At 60.1% G+C, this 20,425-nt stretch carries 22 protein-coding genes; 14 read left to right on the forward strand and 8 right to left on the reverse strand.

What is annotated here, in order from left to right:
- Window positions 1–21 precede the first annotated feature (21 nt).
- The 5 genes from G3N59_RS00795 (at window position 22) to G3N59_RS00815 (ending at window position 4,586) form a co-directional block, all read left to right on the forward strand.
- The gene (locus G3N59_RS00795; protein ID WP_205980569.1) at window positions 22–1,056 is read left to right on the forward strand and encodes an aliphatic sulfonate ABC transporter substrate-binding protein; all 1,035 of its coding nucleotides are present in this window, start codon (window positions 22–24) and stop codon (window positions 1,054–1,056) included.
- A gap of 18 nt (window positions 1,057–1,074) precedes the next feature.
- On the forward strand, window positions 1,075–1,932 hold the full coding sequence (locus G3N59_RS00800; RefSeq protein ID WP_205980570.1) for an ABC transporter permease: 858 nt from the start codon (window positions 1,075–1,077) through the stop codon (window positions 1,930–1,932).
- Complete coding sequence (locus G3N59_RS00805; RefSeq protein ID WP_205980571.1) at window positions 1,929–2,684, forward strand: ABC transporter ATP-binding protein; 756 nt, start codon at window positions 1,929–1,931, stop codon at window positions 2,682–2,684. The genes G3N59_RS00800 and G3N59_RS00805 overlap by 4 nt, the downstream gene beginning before the upstream one ends.
- A 58-nt stretch (window positions 2,685–2,742) precedes the next feature.
- The gene (locus G3N59_RS00810; protein WP_321959727.1) at window positions 2,743–3,021 is read left to right on the forward strand and encodes a hypothetical protein; all 279 of its coding nucleotides are present in this window, start codon (window positions 2,743–2,745) and stop codon (window positions 3,019–3,021) included.
- Between the two features lie 116 nt (window positions 3,022–3,137).
- Entirely contained in the window at window positions 3,138–4,586 is a 1,449-nt protein-coding gene (locus tag G3N59_RS00815; protein ID WP_205980572.1) for a DHA2 family efflux MFS transporter permease subunit, read from the forward strand.
- Between the two features lie 82 nt (window positions 4,587–4,668).
- Here G3N59_RS00815 and G3N59_RS00820 read toward each other — a convergent pair whose 3' ends face one another.
- The gene (locus G3N59_RS00820) at window positions 4,669–5,034 is read right to left on the reverse strand and encodes a fucose-binding lectin II (RefSeq protein ID WP_205980573.1); all 366 of its coding nucleotides are present in this window, start codon (window positions 5,032–5,034) and stop codon (window positions 4,669–4,671) included.
- Window positions 5,035–5,861: 827 nt separating this feature from the next.
- Here G3N59_RS00820 and flhD point away from each other — a divergent pair.
- Window positions 5,862–6,185: a flagellar transcriptional regulator FlhD gene (gene flhD, locus G3N59_RS00825; RefSeq protein ID WP_205980574.1), complete on the forward strand. Its 324-nt coding sequence runs from the start codon at window positions 5,862–5,864 to the stop codon at window positions 6,183–6,185.
- A 25-nt stretch (window positions 6,186–6,210) separates the two neighbouring features.
- Window positions 6,211–6,831, forward strand: coding sequence for a flagellar transcriptional regulator FlhC (flhC, locus tag G3N59_RS00830; protein ID WP_205981055.1), 621 nt, complete (start codon window positions 6,211–6,213; stop codon window positions 6,829–6,831).
- Window positions 6,832–6,877: 46 nt separating this feature from the next.
- Here flhC and G3N59_RS00835 read toward each other — a convergent pair whose 3' ends face one another.
- Entirely contained in the window at window positions 6,878–7,642 is a 765-nt protein-coding gene (locus G3N59_RS00835; RefSeq protein ID WP_205980575.1) for an SDR family oxidoreductase, read from the reverse strand.
- A gap of 229 nt (window positions 7,643–7,871) precedes the next feature.
- On the opposite strand from G3N59_RS00835, the gene G3N59_RS00840 reads away from it, so the two are divergent.
- From G3N59_RS00840 to G3N59_RS00855, 4 genes are all read left to right on the forward strand, one after another.
- Window positions 7,872–8,459, forward strand: coding sequence for a sigma-70 family RNA polymerase sigma factor (locus G3N59_RS00840; RefSeq protein ID WP_205980576.1), 588 nt, complete (start codon window positions 7,872–7,874; stop codon window positions 8,457–8,459).
- A gap of 12 nt (window positions 8,460–8,471) precedes the next feature.
- Complete coding sequence (locus G3N59_RS00845) at window positions 8,472–8,789, forward strand: hypothetical protein (RefSeq protein WP_205980577.1); 318 nt, start codon at window positions 8,472–8,474, stop codon at window positions 8,787–8,789.
- A complete protein-coding gene (locus G3N59_RS00850) occupies window positions 8,786–9,082 on the forward strand; it encodes a 4Fe-4S dicluster domain-containing protein (protein ID WP_205980578.1) in 297 nt (98 codons plus the stop codon). Before G3N59_RS00845 ends, G3N59_RS00850 begins: the two co-directional genes overlap by 4 nt.
- Before the next feature lie 71 nt (window positions 9,083–9,153).
- A complete protein-coding gene (locus G3N59_RS00855) occupies window positions 9,154–9,870 on the forward strand; it encodes a class I SAM-dependent methyltransferase (RefSeq protein ID WP_205980579.1) in 717 nt (238 codons plus the stop codon).
- A 42-nt stretch (window positions 9,871–9,912) separates the two neighbouring features.
- On the opposite strand, the gene G3N59_RS00860 is transcribed toward G3N59_RS00855, so the two are convergent.
- The 3 genes from G3N59_RS00860 to G3N59_RS00870 all read right to left on the reverse strand — a co-directional run bounded on the left by G3N59_RS00860 (window position 9,913) and on the right by G3N59_RS00870 (window position 13,179).
- On the reverse strand, window positions 9,913–10,296 hold the full coding sequence (locus G3N59_RS00860; protein ID WP_205980580.1) for a hypothetical protein: 384 nt from the start codon (window positions 10,294–10,296) through the stop codon (window positions 9,913–9,915).
- 110 nt (window positions 10,297–10,406) lie between these two features.
- Entirely contained in the window at window positions 10,407–11,087 is a 681-nt protein-coding gene (locus G3N59_RS00865) for a VIT1/CCC1 transporter family protein (protein ID WP_205980581.1), read from the reverse strand.
- A 106-nt stretch (window positions 11,088–11,193) separates the two neighbouring features.
- The gene (locus G3N59_RS00870) at window positions 11,194–13,179 is read right to left on the reverse strand and encodes a tyrosine-protein phosphatase (protein ID WP_205980582.1); all 1,986 of its coding nucleotides are present in this window, start codon (window positions 13,177–13,179) and stop codon (window positions 11,194–11,196) included.
- A 339-nt stretch (window positions 13,180–13,518) separates the two neighbouring features.
- On the opposite strand from G3N59_RS00870, the gene G3N59_RS00875 reads away from it, so the two are divergent.
- Both G3N59_RS00875 and catA read left to right on the forward strand, forming a co-directional pair.
- The gene (locus tag G3N59_RS00875) at window positions 13,519–14,097 is read left to right on the forward strand and encodes a TetR/AcrR family transcriptional regulator (protein ID WP_205980583.1); all 579 of its coding nucleotides are present in this window, start codon (window positions 13,519–13,521) and stop codon (window positions 14,095–14,097) included.
- Window positions 14,098–14,299: 202 nt separating this feature from the next.
- Complete coding sequence (catA, locus tag G3N59_RS00880) at window positions 14,300–15,235, forward strand: catechol 1,2-dioxygenase (RefSeq protein ID WP_205980584.1); 936 nt, start codon at window positions 14,300–14,302, stop codon at window positions 15,233–15,235.
- Window positions 15,236–15,326: 91 nt separating this feature from the next.
- Here the strand turns inward: catA and G3N59_RS00885 are convergent, their stop codons facing one another.
- Window positions 15,327–16,727, reverse strand: a complete 1,401-nt coding sequence (locus G3N59_RS00885; protein ID WP_205980585.1) for an MFS transporter — start codon at window positions 16,725–16,727, stop codon at window positions 15,327–15,329.
- A 352-nt stretch (window positions 16,728–17,079) separates the two neighbouring features.
- Here G3N59_RS00885 and G3N59_RS00890 point away from each other — a divergent pair, with 352 nt between their 5' ends.
- On the forward strand, window positions 17,080–18,192 hold the full coding sequence (locus tag G3N59_RS00890) for a porin (RefSeq protein WP_205980586.1): 1,113 nt from the start codon (window positions 17,080–17,082) through the stop codon (window positions 18,190–18,192).
- Here the strand turns inward: G3N59_RS00890 and G3N59_RS00895 are convergent.
- On the reverse strand, window positions 18,189–19,229 hold the full coding sequence (locus tag G3N59_RS00895) for a LysR family transcriptional regulator (RefSeq protein ID WP_205980587.1): 1,041 nt from the start codon (window positions 19,227–19,229) through the stop codon (window positions 18,189–18,191). The genes G3N59_RS00890 and G3N59_RS00895 overlap by 4 nt on opposite strands.
- On the reverse strand, window positions 19,226–20,206 hold the full coding sequence (locus tag G3N59_RS00900) for an AraC family transcriptional regulator (protein WP_205980588.1): 981 nt from the start codon (window positions 20,204–20,206) through the stop codon (window positions 19,226–19,228). Before G3N59_RS00900 ends, G3N59_RS00895 begins: the two co-directional genes overlap by 4 nt.
- Window positions 20,207–20,425 lie beyond the last annotated feature (219 nt).

Here is a 20,425-nt window from a genome sequence, read left to right on the forward strand (position 1 = left end):
CGCATAAAAAGGGGAAAACAGATGCAGGACCAAACGACCAAACCGACGCTATTGCATCGTATTGCGGCGCCATTGCGCGGCTGGCGCAGACTCGCGGCGCTGGCGCTTTTGAGCGTGCCGGCGGTTTCGGCATGGGCCGCCGGCGCTGTGCCTGCGGAAATCAAGCTCGATTACGCTTATTACTCGCCGGAAAGCCTCGTGATCAAACGCAATGGCTGGCTCGAACAGGCATTCGCACCGGACCACACACAGGTGCGTTGGGTGCTGAGCCTGGGCAGTAATCGCGCGCTGGAATACCTCAATAGCAGCGCAATCGATATCGGTTCTACGGCGGGGCTCGCGGCGGTGCTGGCCAAGGCCAATGGCAATCCGATCAAGACCGTCTATATCTTCTCGCGTCCTGAATGGACGGCGTTGGTCGTGCGCAAGGATTCGCCGATCAAGACGCTCGCCGATCTCAAGGTCAAGAAGATTGCAGCGACCAAGGGCACCGATCCCTATCTCTTCACGCTGCGCGCGCTGCATACCGCCGGTCTTTCGCGAGACGACGTGGAGATCGTCAATCTTCAACACCCAGATGGCCGCACGGCGCTCGTCAACGGGCAGGTGGATGCGTGGGCCGGACTTGATCCGCACATGGCCGCAGCGCAGATCGACAACGGTGCGCGTCTGCTGTATCGCAACGTCGACTTCAATACCTGGGGATTCCTGAATGTTCGTGAAGACTTCCTCAAACAGTATCCAGATGCGGTCACGCGCGTGCTCAAGGTCTACGAACGGGCGCGCGAATGGATCGGCGCGCATCCTGATGAAGCGGCGCAGATCGTAGCGGAAGACTCCAAGGTGTCGCTCGCGGTAGCAAAGCTGCAATTGAGCCGCAATGACTTCAGTCAGCCGGAACCGGGCGCAACGCAGATCAAGGCACTGGAAGCCGCCGCCCCCATTCTCGCGCAGGAACAACTCGTGAAGCCCGGCACGGATCTGAACCGCGTGATCGAATCGCTGATCGATACGCAGGCGGCGCAACCTGCGCTGGCTTCGGCGCAGCGTCCCTAAAGGCAGAGGAGCGAGGCGATGGGAGCCGATGAAACTGCATTGCGTGCGTTGCGGCCAGCGCTGGATATAGCGGCCGAAGCGCAGCCTGCAAACAGCGTGCGTTCGCTATCACGTGGCTGGCGCATCGCCGGGACATGGCTGCCCGTGGCGTTTCTGCTCGTGATCGAAGCGCTGGTGCGCCTGCGCGTGCTGCCCGATAACCTCGTGCCCGCGCCATCGTCGATTGCCGAAGCGCTCTGGCAACTGGGCGCGGACCCTTTGCTGCGCCATATCGCGGCCAGCACCGCGCGCGTGGCGGCCGGTTTTGGTTGCGGCGCGGCGCTGGCCGTCGCGGTGGGCGCAGCAATGGGTTTGAGCCGACGTCTGGACGCGCTGCTCGATCCCAGTTTTCAGGCCTTACGCGCCATTCCCTCGCTCGCGTGGGTGCCTGTGCTGCTGTTATGGATGGGCATCGACGAAGCGCCGAAAATCACTCTCGTTGCAATTGGCGCGTTTTTTCCCGTGCATTTAAGCGTGGTGTCGGGCATTCGCAATGTGGATCGCAAACTGCTCGAACTGGGCGCGATTTACCGGCTTGCGCCATCGCGCCTGTTCCTGCGCATTCTGTTGCCGGCCGCTTTGCCGCAGATTTTCACGGGCTTGCGCACGGCGCTCGCGGTGTCGTGGATGTTCGTGGTGGCCGCCGAACTGATTGCCGCCACGCGCGGCCTCGGCTATCTGCTCAGCGACGGACGCGAAACCGGGCGGCCCGACATCGTTTTCGGCGCAATCATCTTATTGGGCCTGCTCGGCAAACTCACGGATAGCGCCATGCGCGCGCTCGAATCCCGTGTGCTGGCCTGGCGCGATACCGCAATAGAAGGAGAGCGCGCATGACTCATTCGGCTTTACTCGATGCCGATATTCGCGCGAAGCGTTATGGCAATCGCACGATCCTCGATAACGTGCGGCTTACGCTCGCGCCCGGAAAAATCACGGCATTGCTGGGCCCGAGCGGTTGCGGCAAGAGCACCTTGCTGCGTATCGTGGCCGGGCTCGACCGCGACTATACGGGCAGCGTGGCGCTCGACGGTGTGATGCAGCGCGGACCGTCGCCGCTTGCGGGCGTGATTTTTCAGGAGCCGCGCCTGCTGCCGTGGCTGCGCGTGGCGGACAACATTACGTTTCCTGAACGCGCGCGCGGCGCTGCACTGGCGCATGCCCGGGCGCTCCTCGACGAAGTCGGCCTGAACGCCGACGATGCCGCGCGCTGGCCCAAACATCTCTCGGGCGGCATGGCGCAGCGCGTGGCGATTGCGCGCGGACTGTTTGCGCAACCGCGTCTGCTGCTGCTCGACGAACCCTTTAGCGCCGTCGATGCCATGACGCGTATGCGTTTACAACAATTGCTGCTTACGATTGTCGAGACGCATCGCATGGCAGCGCTCGTTGTCACCCACGATATCGACGAAGCGCTTTATCTGGCCGATCGCATCGTGTTGCTCGAACCGGCCAAAGGCCCGTCTACAAGGCCTTCGAGTCATCTATTCGAGCTTGGCGCGGCTCGCCCGCGGCAGCGCGAAAGCCTTGCCGCGCATCCGTTGCGCGCGATATTGCTAGAGCGACTGGAAGCCGCGGTAATGGCGTGACGGCGGCCAACCTAGCTAAATATGAAACAAATCGCATATTTGATTGACCGAATGCCAGGTGAAACGATATCGTCATACTTTTGACACTTTCGCAATACGCAATACCTTGGCTTCAGCAGAATATGAAACCACGCACTCATTGCGTGTGGAACTGGATGGCGTCAGTTATTCCGGTTCTTATCGAGTGATGACGGGCAGCGTCATCGTCTACTTCGAGAACGAAATCAAGTTTGCTCCCTACGGCAAGAACCGGCCCGAGCAGATTGCGCGCTGGCTATTGACCGATCTATGCCGCAAGGCGGAATCGCGCAAGCGCAAAGTCGCGCTAAAAATGTAATCCGTTTTCCGCCAGGCGTTCCCCAGCGCGTTTATCCGGCGCGTTGGGCGGGCGTATCATGAGCGTCATTTTCGTGGGCTTTGGCTTGTTGAAGCCAGATCAGTCGGGAATCGAATATGACGCATGGTATCGACGAACGAAAGCGCTGGGTTGCGCTGATGGTGCTCTGCCTTGGCGTGCTGATGATCGTGCTGGACACGACCATCGTGAACGTTGCCTTGCCGTCCATACGGGCGGATCTGCGCTTTACGGAAACCTCGCTGGTGTGGGTCGTCAACGCCTATATGCTGACCTTCGGCGGCTTTTTGCTGTTAGGCGGCAGACTGGGTGACCTGTTCGGCCATCGACGCTTATTTCTGCTGGGCATCACGGTATTCACGCTCGCTTCGGCCGCGTGCGGCCTGGCCAATTCGCAAGGTATCCTGATCATTGCGCGAGCTGTCCAGGGGTTGGGTGGCGCGGTGGTGTCGGCGGTATCGCTCTCGCTGATCATGAACCTGTTCACTTCGCCGGAGGATCGCGCGAAGGCCATGGGCATTTATGGATTCGTAGGCGGTGGCGGCGGCAGTGTCGGCGTGCTGCTGGGCGGCTTGCTGACCAGCGCATTGAGTTGGCACTGGATCTTTCTCGTCAACTTGCCGATCGGCGTGGCCGTCTATGCGGGCTGTGTGGCGCTGCTGCCCAAAGGCAAACCACTGGCTGATCGCGCGAAGCTCGATGTTGCGGGCGCCGTAGCCGTGACGGCTTCGCTGATGCTGGCTGTTTATGCGGTTGTGCACGGCAACGAAGCGGGCTGGACCTCCCTGCAAACCTTGCTGCAACTGGGTGTGGCCGTCGCGCTATTGATTGCGTTTCTTGTGATCGAGTCGCGCGTATCGCATCCGCTCATGCCGCTGCATATGTTCGCGCTGCGTAACGTGGCCACGGCCAATGGCGTGGGCGTTCTCTGGGCGGCGGCATTGTTCGCGTGGTTTTTTATCTCCGCGCTCTACATGCAGCGCCTGCTGAATTACAGCGCGATGCAGGTGGGGCTGGCGTTTTTGCCCGCCAATATCATCATGGCCGTGTTTTCGCTGGGGCTTTCGGCCCGGCTAGTGATGCGCTTTGGCATTCGCGCGCCGCTCGCGCTGGGTTTATTACTTGCCGCGTTGGGCTTGCTAGTGTTCGCGCGCGCGCCTGCCGAAGGCGCATTGCTGTCGAGCATTGTGCCCGGCATGGTGCTGATGGGGCTGGGCGCGGGCGTGGCGTTCAATCCGGTGTTGCTGGCTGCAATGAGCGATGTCGCGCCCGAAGAGTCGGGCCTCGCGTCCGGTGTAGTCAACACGTCTTTCATGATGGGCGGCGCGTTGGGGCTGGCCATTCTGGCGAGCCTGGCTTCTGCGCGCACGGAAGCATTGACGGCGGCGGGCGTCGATACGGTCAGCGCGCTCAATAGCGGTTATCACCTCGCGTTCCTGCTGGGCGCGATTGCGGCATTGATCGGCTGCGTACTGGCGGCGGCGTTCGTGCGCACGCGTACACCGCAGCAAACTCCGGCGCAGCAGGACCGCATCTCGGGCATGTGAATGTCTCGTGAGCGCCTCGTGAGATCGGCGCGCGGCCAGAACCAGCAGGCCCCGGCCGCACGCACTTATCTTATGCGTTCACTCAGCCGATAGGCCATTGCAGCACTACGCACGAGTCGTTGTAATCCGTGTCCACGCCATCTTCGGACGCGAGAATGCCGAACCACGTGCGTTTCGACAGCGGCGCGAGACGGCCATCGGTGGCCGACTTCTTGCCGTTCGCGAACACTTCGACGCGCAGGTTGCCTTCGCCGGAATTCAGGATCGTGCCGCGTACCTCGTCCTTCGAGTTGCCGGCATACGTCCATGCGGGCTCTTTACTGTCTCCGATATAGAGTTTCACTTCCTGGCGGAAAGCCGCATTGGCGAAAAAGACCGCGCGGAAGTTCGTATTCGGCGGCAAGCGGAAATTGCCGTTGCGATCGGAAAACGGTTGAAAGTCAGACATGTTTCGCTCCTGTCTCAAGCTATGCATTAAGCGGGAATAGTGCATCAGGCATGGTGTTTCGTCCCGCTACCTACTGGAGTAGGTGTGAGTATCGTATCGATTAAAAATAGAAAAAAATTCCAGGCAATCAAATAATATGGAATGGATATTTATTCGATTTGAGTGGGTTTTGAAATAAATCTGAATTGATGCGATATGTCGATTTAATCGTTATCGAATGACTTTTCGCGCGACGCGAAGCGCATTTGCATGGCCGCGTCTCCCTCCTTGCATTCGTCCGCGATGGATCGGATCGCACCGCAACGGACCGTGTTCGATCAGCGTGCCGCGAATGCGATAGAACGTCGTGCCCGGTCGGCCCGCACGTTCGCGCAGTCCTCAGGAATGGTGGCGCAGCTTTTTTTTCGTTTCAGGAATAGAAGATGCTAAAGAGCGTTTTAAATCGATTTTTCCGCTAGCGGGAAACCCTTGCATCGAAAATGCATAGGTCCTATCTTCGCGGCATCTATGACCGGCTTTAAAGCGGCAAGAATGAAAGAACATTAAAGATCATTGAATAATTACCGATTCCCCCGCAAGCGATGCGAATTCCGTGCCGAGGGCGAGCCTTCTGCGATAACGACTGTTGACCGTCTCGCGCGATCGATTGATTAAATCAATTCGTATGAATATTGACCAGAAAGTGTCCGGCGGACTAATCTGCAAATAACAAACATCTAGTCAGCGTTTGATCTATCGGCCTTCATTCGGACCGCATCAGCGCAGAATAGCCGGATGAAGTGAGTTATGCATTTAGCGTAGGCGTCGAAGTTCAGCGATCGAGGCTAATGAACATGAACTCTCTCGACATTCAGGAAAGTATTCGCGAAGTCAATCTCTCTTACCTCATGCTGGCGCAGCGTATGTTGCGCGAGGATCGGGCAATCGGCATGTTCCGGCTTGGACTGGCCGGCGAAGTGGCAGATGTGCTGGCGGGCCTGTCGCTGTCTCAGGTCGTGAAGCTCGCTTCGTCGGATCATCTGTTGTGCGCGTTCCGCTTCAACGATCACATGCTGCTGTCGTCACTCACGCAGCCTTCGAAGCACATCGAAATCGCATCGGCCCACGCTGCCATTCTGATGGCTGGGCATCCCGTCGAACTCCTGGTCTAGGCTCGCACATAACGTCATGAATACAGTGGCCAGAAAGAGCGTCACCGAAGACGCGCAGGAAGTGTTTCGCGCCGTCGCGCTTATCGAACTCGGCGCGCGCATGCAGGTGCTCGAAAGCGAACTCACGCTGTCGCGCGATCGCCTGATACGGCTTTATCGCGAAGTGCGCGGCGTTTCGCCACCAAAAGGCATGCTGCCGTTTTCCGCCGATTGGTACATGCCGTGGATGCCCAATATCCACGCCTCGCTGTTCTTCAATACCTATCTGTTTCTGAAGAAAGAGGCGAGTTGCTCGCATCTCGATGCGCTCACGAAGGGATATCGGCTCTATCTCGAGCATTGCACACGCACCGATGCCGAACCCGTGCTCGACTTGACGCGCGCGTGGACGCTGGTGCGTTTCTTCGAAGCGGAGATGCTGCAACTCACTGCGTGCTGCCGATGTACGGGCAAGTTCGTCGCGCACAAGCACGATCTGCAGAAGGGCGTGGTGTGCGGCGCGTGCCAGCCGCCGTCGCGTGCGGGCAAGACGCGCAAGGCGGCAGCACGGGCAGTGGTCGAGGCATCGGTGGTGCAGACCTTCGTGGAGGTCGCGGACGACGTCGCCATCGAAGCCGTGAACGAGGAGACCGTGCAGGCGGCGTGAGTGTCTATGCCGCCTGGCACTGCCTGCAACGGGCGCGCAATCAGAATCAGATCTGCTGCTGGCCGCCATCGACGAACAGTTCGATGCCGTTCACGAAGCTCGCATCGTCCGAAGCGAGGAACAGCGCGGCGCTGGCGATTTCGTTGGGCTCGCCCAGACGGCCCATCGGAATTTGCGCGGCCAGGTAATCGGCGAGACCCTGGCGCTGGGCCGCGTCGTCACCGGCGAGGTCGAGCAGACCGGGCGTGCGTGTCGCGCCGGGGCTGATCGTATTCACGCGGATGCGGCGGTCCTTGAGGTCCAGAATCCAGCTACGGGCGAAGGCGCGCACGGCGGCCTTCGAAGCCGAATACACGCTGAATGCAGCGGTGCCCGCGCTGCCGGCCGTCGATCCAGTGAGGATTACCGAAGCGCCTTCGGCCAGCAGCGGCAGCGCTTTTTGCACCGTGAACAGCACGCCCTTCACATTGCGATCGAAGGTGTCATCGTAATGTTCTTCGGTGATGCTGCCGAAAGGCAGCATCGAGCCGCCGCCTGCGTTGGCGAACAGCACATCCAGACGTCCTTGTTCTTCCTTGATCTGTGCGTACAGCGCGTCGAGTTCCGTGAGCTTCGTGGAATCGACGCGCACGCCGCTCGCCTGGCCGCCCGCTTCGCGGATGCTCTTCACGGCTGCATCGAGTTCGGCCTGACGACGGCCCGTGAGGTAGACGTGCGCGCCTTCGGCGGCGAAACGTTGCGCAGTGGCGAGGCCGATCCCGCTGGTTGCGCCGGTGACGAGTGCGATCTTGTTGTCGAGTTTGCGTGCCATGGTGTTGCTCCTTTCATCAAGTCAGTGGATGGGTGTGTTGGGTGTTGCGTGCTGCGATGAGAGGAGAATATCGACGTCCCGCGTATTTCGAAATAGAATTGGTTGCAAGCCAACGTTGCAAAAATGAAATGATGAGAGGCACTGCCTGACCAGGTGCTCGCACAACGCACACGCAAAAAAATTTTCACGTCGGCCACAATATTCTTTGCGCTGATTCGTCTTCAGCAGCATGGAACCGCCACCCACTTCGCAGCCGATGACCGACCGAGATAGCGACATCACCGCGACTGTGGTGCGCGAGCGTACAAGGCTCGTGAATTTCATCCGGCGTCGCATTCGCGACCCGGACGATGCCGAGGACATCCTGCAGGATGTCTTCCATGAATTCGTGCAGGCCTACCGGCTGCCCGCGCCAATCGAGCAGGCGAGCGCATGGCTGTTTCGCGCCGCGCGCAATCGTATTGTCGATCGCTTTCGCAAGAAGAAAGAGCAACCGCTGGCGGAGCTGGCGCAAGCCGAATCAGAGGACGAAGCGGGCAGTGAATATCGGCTCGACCTGGCTTTGCCTGCACACGATGCCGGGCCGGAAGCACTCTATGCACGCACGCTGGTGCTCAAAGCCTTGCAGGACGCGCTCGACGAATTGCCGCTGAATCAACGTGAAATCTTTATCGCCCACGAACTGGAGGGGCGCTCGTTCAAGGAAATGGCGGCGCAAAGCGGCGTCACGCTCAATACGCTGCTTGCGCGCAAACGCTATGCGGTTTTGCATTTGCGCACGCGCCTGCAGACCATTTATGAAGAACTGGATATTTAAAGGAGTCGATGGATGAAATTCCGAATCCGATGTGCGGGTAAGGCCTTGTTTGTGATCGTCGCTATCGGCGTGCTGGGTTGGGTTGTGATGTCGTTGTGGAACTGGGTGATTCCGGCGCTTTTTGTCGGCGCGCGCACGATTGACTTTGCCCACGCGCTGGGACTGCTGGTATTGAGCCGCATCCTGTTCGGCGGATTTCGCGGACACGGCGGCGGCTGGCGGCAACGCCGTCACTGGCGCAAATGGGAAGCGATGACGCCGGAAGAGCGCGAGCACTTCCAGTCGGCATGGCGTTCGGGACGCGCGCGGCGCAGCGGGGAGGAAGCATGAGCGCGACATTGACGCGCGACTGCAAGCAGGCACCGGGCGTGATCGCGCCCGTGGTGGACCTGAAGCGTTGCGAAGGCAAGGGCGATTGCGTGGAAGTCTGCCCGGAGAATGTGTTTGAAATACGCCGTATCGATGAGGACGATTATCGCAAGCTCGATTTTCTTCATCGGCTCAAGCAGCGGGTGCACGGCATGAAGGTTGCCTATACGCCTAATGCAGACGCCTGCCGCTCGTGCGGACTGTGCGTGACGGCGTGCCCCGAACGCGCGATCAAGCTCGCCAGAACGGCTTGAGGTGCTCATTCCGTACGCAGATGAATCATCTGAATGATTAGGCATACTACTCATCAATAGAAGGAGCGTTTATGGAAACATCTACTGCCACTCTGCTGCAGCGGCTTCACGCACAGAGCCATGCCGAAGTGATCGCGCGCGCCAAGGCGCAATTGCAGGGATCGAACGAGGGTTTCCTGAATATCGCGGACGAATATGAAACGCTCGCGCCCCGGCTGCGTGGACGGTATCTCGAAGCGCTCGGTCTATCGAGCGAAGACTTCGAATCCTCGCAGGGCACGCCGCTTTCGCTGGCGGTATCGGCGGAAACGGGCAGGCTGTTGCGCAATATGGTGTTGTCGAACCGCCCCGCGCGCATTCTCGAACTCGGCAGTTCCTGCGGCGTTTCCACGCTTTATTTCGCCGAGGCGTTGCGCACCCTGGGCAGTGGCGTGGTGCTCGCCACCGAACTCGATACGCGCAAATGCGCGCAATTGCGCGCCCACGTGAGCGCGGCGGGCCTGGAGGATTACGTCGATCTGCGGGAGGGCGATGTGTTCCAGACCGTCGCAGGACTGGACGGCACGTTCGATATGGTGTTTATCGACGTCTGGGCCGATACCTATCTGAGCCTGTTCATGCGCATCGAGCGCCTGTTGCGGCCCGGATCGATCGTGCTGGCGGACAATATGTACACGGCCGAATACGCGGTTCAGCCGTTCAAGCAATACATCGAAGACAATCCACGCTTCTCGACCACGACGCTGGATTTCGAATCCGGCGTTGAATTCACCGTTGTCGTGGCTTAGGTGCTTATACCGAAGAAGCCGATAAAGCGTGGATGCCGGTGATCAGGCCTTGCGCGCCAATACGTTTGCCGCGAAAGTTTTTGCGTGCGCTACGGCTTCCTGTGCATTGAGGAAGATGCCAAGCTCATCCCAGTTCTCTTCGACCGCATAAGTGCCTTTCGTGGCGAGCGCCCGCTGAACGCGCAATTGCGCCGCATAGCGGCCGTCGTCCAGTGCCCGCGCGGTGGCGACGATCTTGTGCGGAGGGCCCGATCTCTCCGGCTGGATAAACTCGTGAGGACCGCCAGGTATGCCGATATCGCGCAGTGCATTCCTCGCGCGGCAATCCGGGCAGTAGAAGCACCAGCCCGCATCTTCCTGCTTTGAGCGGACCTGACCGCGAGCCAGCACGGCACGGCATTCAACGTTTTCGCAGATGAACGGCATCGCAGTCTCCGAAGTGGTTTGAGGGCAAGCCTAGCACGTCGGAGGCCGCTCAACCATTGGCATTGTTGCCCTGGTGGTGGCTATGGAAAACCCTTAAATGGCGAATCGGACTAACCGCCCAGCGCAATGATGGCGGCAGTCAGCACGGTGCCGAGCAGCGTCATGGCAAAGCCGGCTTTCAAGGCGCCTGCACCGGTATAACGACCGAGCGCGAAGCCCGCGGCGAATAGCATGGCCAGCGTGAGCACGCGCGAGATGACCAGTGCGGTCACGTGATCGCTCACGAGGAGGAAGGGCAGCGCAACCGGAAATGTCGATATGACCACCAGCAGAAAGATGCCGATTGCGCCGATAAAATCGTCGCGCTGGAAATGCGCGCGCGGCGGCAGCGTAGTGGCGGCGGCCAGGCGCGAGCGGATGAGTTCGAGTTCGTTGTCGTCGACGAGCGGTTCGAGCGCCGGCGGTAAAGCGTTGCGCAATGCCTGGACGGCGGCGGCCGGGTCTTGTTCGCGCTTCACGGTCAGCGCCAGACTCAGGCGCTGACCGCGATCGGCGAGCGTGCGAACCAGAAACATCACAGCGTCGGCGAGACCCCAGGCGAGATTGCATCCGAGCGCGGCAAAAAAGAGTTTGCGCCCGGCGTCTTCGCCTGCCGTCACGGCCTTGATGGCCCCCACGAACGTCAACGCCATAAACAGCCCAAAGCACAACTCGGTAACGCGATCGACCGTATTGAGAACGGGCTCGCGCTTGTCGGGAAGCGGCTGGCGTGACGGCGTGGTGGTACTCATGGGGCCTCGTGCGGGAGCCGATGGAGACTTGCAGAAGATACGCCATTGTTTGAAATGGCTCGCTGCAAATCGCTCATCGGCGCAGTGATCGGCTAGCTACGCCCGCCTAGAACATATAACGCAGCGATGCCGATCCGGCGAGCGACGCCGCGCCATGATGGCCGGCCGTGCCGGACACGCGGATTTCTGCGCTGGTCGGGCCTTTGCGCGCGGCCAGCCGGAGCGCCGCCACGCCGAGATAACGCGTGTCATAGGCGGCGATCTGGCTGATGCTATAGCCTTCCACCGTGCCCGTGCTGGTGACCGTCGGCGAATTCAGTGCTTCTTCAAAGCCCAGCGTCATGCCGGGCGTAAATGTCCATTTGCCGAGCGCAAGATCGTTGATATCCAGATCGACCATGGCGCGCGCCGTCAATTGATCGTGCTTGATGGCCTGCATATCGAGCGCGACTTCGCTGCCCGTTTCCTGGAAGCCCTTGATTTTCGCCTGCGTATAGCGCAAACCAATTTGCGGCGTAATGGTGAATGACTTCAGCTGGAAGCGCTTGCCGAACATGCCTGTTGCGCTGTACAGCCATTGATGCGAGCCGCCGGTCGCGGTGCCCAGGCCGTCGCCGAGCACGCGCGTGGAGTCGTACGTACCTTCGCTGGCCATCAGCATGCCGCTCACGAATGTGCCGCTATTGACGGCGCCCAGTGCGTATCGCGCACCGCCGACGATCTGCACGCTGTCCATCGAAGCGGTCGCGCCTGCGCTCTCGGGACGCTGGTTTTCGCTACCGACCGCTGCGTAGAGCGTCAGGCGAGGCGTGACGCGTTGGGTCGTGCCAATCAGAATGCCGCTTTCTTCGGATTTGCTATTCGCGCTGCCGGTTGCGCCCGAGGCCGTAGCAATATCGCTCCAGACGGAAACCCAGACCGGATGCTCGGGCTTGCCATCGGTCGAGAGCGAGCCGAAATCGCGAATGGCCGATTCCACCGCGAGCGGCTGATTCATCAGGTACGCCAGCGCGTCCGCGTGAATCTGGCCGCCGATGCGGTTTTCCATGCCATCGAGCGTGCCCGCATCGATTGCCGATTGCAGGAAATAATTGAAAGCGGTGTAGTTGCCGGAGAGCGAACTGTTCTGCAGATTCCGCAGGAGCGCTGCGCCAGCGGATGCATTGCCGCGCATCGACGCCTGGCCGGGCAGCGAGTTGTAATAGACCATTTTCGCGCGCAGCACGTAAATATCGGCCATCGACAGACCCAGGCCTTCAGTCAGATAGTTCGTCACCGAACCATATTCGGAAACGATTTCGGCCAGCGCGGAAGTCAGCCAGCTTGAATTGACGCTGTAGATTTCCTTGATGGCCTCGGCCATCTGCTCGCCCACGGTTGAGCCGTAAAGCGCCGAATAGTAAGTCAATGCCGCTTCGTAATAAGCCTCGATGGTGGCCGCCGAATACGAATTGGTGGCCAGATAATCGGTCATGATCTGGCTCGACGAAACCCCCGCGATACTTTCGAGCAGCACGGCCGCCCAGCCCGTGCGGTCCTTGCCCGAGGTGCAGTGAATCAGCGCGGCGCTGTCGCCGTGTGCGAGTGCGAGCAGCAGTTGCGCGAACTCGCTGCGCTCGCTGGCGTCGGTCACGAAGCTGTCGTACATCGACGTCATGTAGGCGTCGGCGCCCGCGACCGAGGTGTAGGCGCTGCTGGTCGCGGTCACGGTAGTCGACGCGAGGATGTTGATGTTGGTGTCCGTCGCGCCGGCCACGCTCGCATCCGGCGCGGCGGCGATTTCGCTGGTGGTGCGCAGGTCGTAGATGCTCGTGATGCCGAGTGCCTCGAGCGTGGCGGCATCGGCCGCGCTCAGACTCGACAATGCGCTCGAACGATAGAACACGCCCGTGCGCATCACACCGTCGTTGGCGACGCTGTTGCTATAGCCGGTCCCGCCGTACAAGGTCGAGATGCCGGCGATGTCGCGGAAGTTCGCGAGCGTCGAGAGGATCGGGGTATCGATGGCATAGGTGACGTCGCTGGCGTGGGCGTAATTGATCGTCAGACACAGGCTGGTCACCGCGCACGCAATGGCGTTCCGTGGTTGCATATTCTTGTTTTTCCTTTCTTTTGAAATAGTCGGCGCCCCGCCAAAGGCTGTCGCTACGGCGTTTCCCGGCGAATGGGCGGGCGCCATGGAAACATACGGATATGTATGTTTCATGAAAAAATACAGAGTTGTATTTTTTGAATGGGTGTGTATCGAGAGGCCGGCATCGCCGCGCGATGGCTCGAAATGTCCGGTCCGGGCCGCCTTGGCTGGCGCTCTAGTAAAATCGGGCTTTCCGTTTCTGGATTGCCAGACGGACCAGACCAGACCGATATGTCCGATCAAGCATTTCCCGACTCCAAACCGCTAAGTCCCAAAGCACTTCGCACCCGCGCGCGGATGTTTCAGATCACCGCGGAAATCATCGGCCGCGAAGGCTATAGCGCGTGGAGCGAGGAATATCTCTGCGAGTTGTGCGATTGCACGCGCGGTGCGCTGCGTTATCAATTTCCGCAGGGCCGCTACGATTTGTTTCCTGCCTTTATTGCGTCGGCGCTCGATCACGATGCGGCGATGATGAGCGCCATGCAGTCGCTCACCACGAAAGAACGGCTATATCTGATTCTGAGCAGCCTGGGCGAGCGGCCGCCTTCCGAAATGACGGTGGCGATGCTCGAAATCTGGATGGCTTCGCGTGGCGATGCACGTTTGCAGGAAAAGATCCAGCCGCTGCTGGCGGGCGCCGATGGCCGTCTGCTTGGATTGCCCGAAGGCGAGCGTGATCCCGAAGTGCTGGCGCTTTTCAATATCCTCTTTGGTATCAGCCTGAGCAGCGTGCGCGACGATTTCGATCCGGCGGCGCTGAAGGCGTCACTCGACTGGCTGCTGGCTCAATTGCCGGTGCCGGAGTCACTGGCGCGCAAACGCGCTGAACTCACAAAGGCGCGCGAAGCAAAGCGTTTCGCGTCGGCTGGATGAATGCGGCGAGCGTGTTGTTGCTCGACCTGATTAGTTTGGATTGCAGAATATTGGTGTTCCGAGTTTCGGTGTTTGTGATATCCATAATATTGATGGCGATGGGAATATATGATTGATTTGACAGATAAATCAGTCATCGCTAATTTGCCCTTCTGAAATCCACGCTGCTGTTCCCCACAATACGAACCAGGAGACACCCGTCATGAGCGTCAAAGTATTCGATTCCCCAGAAGTGCAGGATCTGCTGAAGGCCGCTGCGAATCTCAACGGCAATGCCGGCAATGCACGTTTTCAGCAAATCATTCATCGTTTGCTCGGCGATCTGTTCAAGGCTATCGACGATCTCGACATTACGCCCGACGAAGTCTGGGCTGGCGTCAATTATCTGAACAAACTGGGCCAGGATGGCGAGGCGGCGCTGCTTGCAGCAGGGCTCGGTCTGGAAAAATACCTCGACGTTCGTATGGATGCGCAGGATATGGCAGCCGGTCTGAACGGCGGCACGCCGCGCACGATCGAAGGCCCGCTCTATGTGGCCGGTGCGCCCGTGCGCGACGGCGTGGCGAAGATCGACTTCGACGAAGACGCGAATGCAGGCCCGCTAATCATTCGCGGAACCGTGAAGGGTACGGACGGCAAACCCATTGCCAATGCCGTCGTCGAATGCTGGCACGCCAATTCCAACGGGTTCTATTCGCACTTCGACCCGACGGGTAAGCAAACTGATTTCAATCTGCGTGGTTCGGTGAAAACCGGCGCAGACGGCGTGTACGAGTTTCGCACGCTCATGCCTGTGGGTTACGGCTGCCCGCCGCATGGCGCCACGCAGCAGTTGCTCGATGGTTTGGGCCGCCACGGTAATCGCCCGGCACACGTGCATTTTTTTGTCACGAGCGGCGATCACCGCAAGCTCACCACGCAATTCAATATCGAAGGCGATCCGCTGATCTGGGATGACTTCGCCTACGCCACGCGCGAAGAACTCATTCCGCCTGTCGTCGAGAAAACGGGCGGGATCGCGCTGGGTCTGAAGAACGATGCGTACACGCACATCGAATTCGACGTTACGCTAACGCCGCTGCTGCAAGGCTCGGACAATCAGATCGTCAACCGCTTGCGCGCTGAGGCCGTGGCGTAAAGCTATTTCCGTTGCGCCGATAGTCGAAAAAAAGCCTGCCTGACGAAGTATTCGTGAGGCAGGCTTTTTCTATGGCTACCGGGCAGTGCGTTCAGTTTGTCATCGCGCCGAGTTTAGATGTATCGAGTGCGCGGTCCGTGGTGCCATTGTGCGCAATCTGCTCGCTTGCAAGCGATTCGCGATAGAACCGGCATCCCACGCCGAGCAGCACGACCGCCAACGAAGCCGCGCAGGCATTGACGATCGACACCGAATGGCCGACGGCCAGCGGCGAAGCAAATACCTTATCGGTGAACAGCGCAACGATGGTCGTGCCCAACCCCAAGGCCAGCAGATTCTGCACCAGCAAAAACAGTGCGGAAATCTGCGCACGCAGTTGATTGGGCGCGAGCGTTTGCATCGCAGCGGTCGAAGTTGGCATGGGAAACGACGCGAAGAACATCGCCACCACGAGCACTGCAAGGGAGCCATACAGTCCCGGCACCTGCGTGAACAATGCGGCGGGTAGCAGCATACAGGCCGCGCCGATACAACTCGCGCGCATCGGTGCGTCCTGATAGCCGCGTCGCAGCAGCCAGTCATTGAACCAGCCGCCGCAAAATACGCCTGCAGTATTCGCCACCAGCAGCACGGTGCCGAGCGTATAACCGGCCTGCACTGGGCTCAGGCCAAAGTGGCGAATATAAAAAGCGGGTGTCCAGCTCATCAGCGAGAACAGGGTCATCGCGTAGAAAGAAAAGCCAAAGTAGTGGCAGCCGAACGTGGCGCGATGGCGGAACACGAAACGCAGGGCGTCGGCGGTCGTCATGCGTGCGGCGCGGCCGCTGCCGTCCTGCGCGAGTCCTTTGCGCTGCGGGTCGCGCACGGTGAACAGCACCAGCAGCGCAACCACGAGCCCCGGCAAGCCGACGATGAAAAACGTCATCTGCCACGGATGAATCTGTCCGAATAGCGGCACGGTGAATGCCGAAGCATGCTTGAGCAGCGCGATCACATAGCCGCCGACCAGAAACGCCACGCCGCCGCCAATAAACGAACCGAGCGAATACACCGCAATCGCGCGCCCCAATTTCTCTTTCGAAAAATAATCGGCCAACATCGAATAAGCCGCCGGCGAAAGCGCGGCTTCGCCCACACCTACTGCCATGCGCGAAACGAACATCTGCAGGAAGTTCTGGCTGACACCGCATGCCGCAGTCGCGAGACTCCAGATCGTTATCCCCACGGAAATCAGACGCGGTCGCGCGTAACGGTCGGCGAGAAATGCAATCGGCAGCCCCATGAAGGCGTAGAACAGCGAAAACGCAAAGCCGCTGAGCAGGCTGAATTGCGTATCGCTGAGCACGAGATCGCGTTTGATCGGCTCGATCATGAGCACGAGGACCTGGCGGTCGATAAACGAAAACACATACGCGAGCATGCAGACAATCACGACATACCAGGCGTAGGCGTCGCGTCGGCCGGGGCGGGCGGCGGCCGCAGTAGTGTTCATACGGATTCTCCAAGGGGATGTGGAATGCGTCCGGTGCGACTGCGCACGCGAGCGGTGTAGGCAAACGCAGGCAATGTAGCCAGCCAAAATCCCGCGACAAATGGGGAGAATTACTTCGCGCTTAGTGAGTTGCCCCCATCGGACTAAAGAAAACACCCATACGCGCCTGAGTGAAATGCGCGCAAGTGCCGATGGCAAAGGGATTCGCGCCACTGCGCAGATGCCGTCTATAAGCGTTATAGAGAGCGTTTAATCGACCGGAGAATTTGGTCTTCATAGACTCGCAGCGCAATGCAGATCAATGCAAGGCCACACAACCATGCTGAATTCGGGTCATTAGATAAAGACACAGATGAAACCTCACTCGCTCAAACGCATCTCCCGCGCCGCGTGCAGCGCTGCGCTTCTTTTTCCTGCCCTGGCTTTTGCGCAATCGAGCGTGACCCTTTATGGGCGTATCGATACCTCGCTCGAATATACGAATTTTGGCCCTAATCACGTGATGCGAATGGGAACAGGCAATCTGTTCGCGACCGAATGGGGCATGAAGGGGATCGAAGATCTGGGTGGCGGTTACGCGGCGATCTTCAAACTCGAGAATGGCTTTAGTTCGGCGAACGGCGCGTTTTCGAACAATGGTGCGATGTTCGGGCGCGAAGCGTGGGTGGGTTTGACGAGCCCATACGGCGGCGTGCAGTTTGGCGAACTCTATACGATCCTGCACACCGTACTGGTGACTTACGCTCTGCCTGGTTATGGCGCGGGTCTGGAATGGGGCAATGCGACCAATAACTTTGTCGGGCCTGCGTATCTGCGCGTGCATAACGCAATGCGCCTGACTTCCGCGCCATGGAACGGCTTCATGTTGCGCGCCATTGCGGCGCGTGGCGCGAATGGTGCGAGCGGCCAGCCAGCGACGCTTGGCGATAGCTATGGCGCGGGAATCAACTATGCGCGCGGCCCGCTCTCGCTCGATGTTGCATGGATGGAGCAGAAGTTCAGCCCGGTAACGGCCGCTTCGTTGACTAGCGAAAGCCCTACAGCGCAGGGCAATTATTTCGTGGCAGGCGCATCGTATGACTTCGGCTGGGCCAAACTGGCGGGCTTGTATCTGCGTCACCGTGGCGGGCCGGATGTGCAAACGGCGGTCGATTCGCTGAGTGCCTATCCGCATCACGATGTCTATGAAATCGACGCTACCGTGCCGCTTGGGCGCGCCAAACTGCTGGCGAGCTATGGCCACTATCGCAAGACCAGTGACAGCGACGGCAATGCCGATTCCTATGCGTTGCGTCTCGATTACCCGCTCTCGAAACGCACGGTGCTGTATACCGGCGCGGCGATGGTGCGCAACGGCAGCCACGCCTCGTTCACGATCAACGGCGCGGGTGGCGGTGGCGTAGCCGTGGCGAAGGCGGGCGCCACCGCGAGTTCGCTGGTGGCGGGCATGCTCGTATCGTTCTAGTCGTCGAGGTCGCTGGCGTCGCCGGTCTCCACGCACGGCGACGCGAGCCACGCATCGAACGGCTCGCGTTCGCCGATGCCGAATAACTCCACCAGCAACGCGCGCAGCCAGCGATGTCCGGGATCGACATCGAAGCGCCGGTGCCAGTAGGCGTTGACACTCCAGCTCTGCGCGTCGGCGATTTCGTGGATCGCGCAGGCGTGCTGCGCGGCGAAACTCAATGCGATAGTACGTGGCACGATGGCCGCGTAATCGGCGCCTTGCAGTAGCGATGGCAGCACGAGAAAATCGGGCAGCGAAGCGCGCACGCGCGGCATCAATTCATGCCGTTCGAGCAGAGTCATGGATTGCGGATGCGACATTACCGCCACCAGGCGCAAGCTGGCTGGCGCACCTGCATCCAGGATGAAATCATCGCCGAGACCGAGCCTTCGGTGGGCGCCTTCGGAAAGAATCAGCACACAGCGCTCGCTCAGCAATTCCGTACGTTGAAAATGTTCGGATGCCTGATTGAAGTGGCCGATGGCGAAATCGATCTTTCCCGCTTCCAACGCGATATTGAGTTGCTGCTCGTCCAGGTGCAGCGTTTCCACGACAGCGCCCGGCGCGCGGGCGTCCAATGCGCCCAATAAGGTCGGCAGACAGGCGCTTGCTGCGAAATCGTTCATATGCAGGCGAAACACGCGCTGGGTCGTTTCGGGCGTGAAGCTCGCGCCATCGTCGAGCACGTCCTGAAGAATCGCGAGCGCCTTGTCGACTGAAGCCGCGAGACGCCGCGCGCGCGGCGTGGGCTCCACGCCCAGGCCCGTACGCACGAACAGCGCGTCGCGAAACATCAGACGCAGCCGCCCGAGTCCGTAACTGACCGAAGGCTGGGTCACGCCAAGGCTCAACGCAGCACGCCCCACATGCTTCTCCTGATAGACGGCGCGAAACGTCTTGAGCAGGTTGAGGTCGAGATCCTGCACGCGTAGCGCGGCGGGATGCGCGGGCGAGCTTCCGTTTGTCAGCGTAGTGTCGTTGAGTGGATGACTCATGCGATCCGCCCGCGTGTGGACGAAGGCGCGTGGCCGAAACGGCGCACATAGGCTTTCGTGAAATGCCCGAAGCTTTGCACGCCGCAAGCGAGCATGGTCTGCGCGATGTTCGCCTGCGGATCGTGCGTGAGTCGTGCGTGTACCGCTTCAAGACGCCGCTCGCGCACATAGGCCGCCGGTGACATGTCCAGGAACTGCGCGAAGCCGTTCTGCAGCGTACGCGGCGAGACGCCCGCCACGCGCGCGAGAACGGCAAGCGTGAGCGGCGTATCCAGATGCGCATCGATATGATCGCGTGCGCGGCGCACATGGGCAGGCAGCGGCGTACGCGTATCGCTGCGCGTCATCGCGTCGCTGTACGAGTGCGGAAGCTGTGTGAGCAGCATCGTCATCAGCCACTGCGTGAGATCCTTGCCGAATAGCGTGGCAGCGCTCGCGCCCTCGCACTGACTGTGCATTCGATGCAGATGGCCCAGCGTGTCGCGCACGATTGCCGCGCCGCGATGCGTGGCGTCCACACTCATGGCAAAGCGCAGCGGCGTGCGCGGCGTGGCTTGCAGCAGTTCGGCCAGCTTGCGTTCGAGCGCCTCGCGCTCGATACGCAGCAATAAGCTGCGGCAATCATGACTCGTTTCGATACGGCTTGCACGCGCGGGAGAAGAGACGCTGATCGCGCCGCGCGTGACCGCTGCATGCTCGCGGCCCGAACTCAATTCACACGCGCCCGCAAGCGTGAGGCGAAACAGAAACTGCCCGGCATTGCCCGCGAAATCGATACGCGTCGCGCGTCCATAGCTGAGTTCGGCGAGACCGCCGTGCGCGAGTGCGACGTCATAGAGTTCGGCGTTCATCGGCTCGCGCCCGCGCGTCTGCATGCTGTGGGGACCGAGCAGCCGCGCGACGGTGCGTTCGACATCGGCGCTTGCGTGGGTGGCATGAAGCAGATTGCTGGGCGTGCGGGATAGGGCGGGAGTCATAAGCCGGTCTCGTCGATTCATCGTGCGGGCGGGTTCCATGATCGGCGAGAAAAAAAGTGTTCGCAACCAGGGCTTGCCGGATTCTCACAGAACTTGCGCGAATTGAAGCGACACGGCAGGGCGCCGCGCGTAACTTCATTGCAGAGCGCACGCAAACGCATTCGATGGTTTATCGATGGGGATCGCGTGCCTGATTCACGTAACACAGGCGCGTAACGC

It is taken from the genome of Paraburkholderia sp. Ac-20340 (assembly GCF_017104965.1).
Taxonomy (GTDB): Bacteria; Pseudomonadota; Gammaproteobacteria; order Burkholderiales; family Burkholderiaceae; genus Paraburkholderia.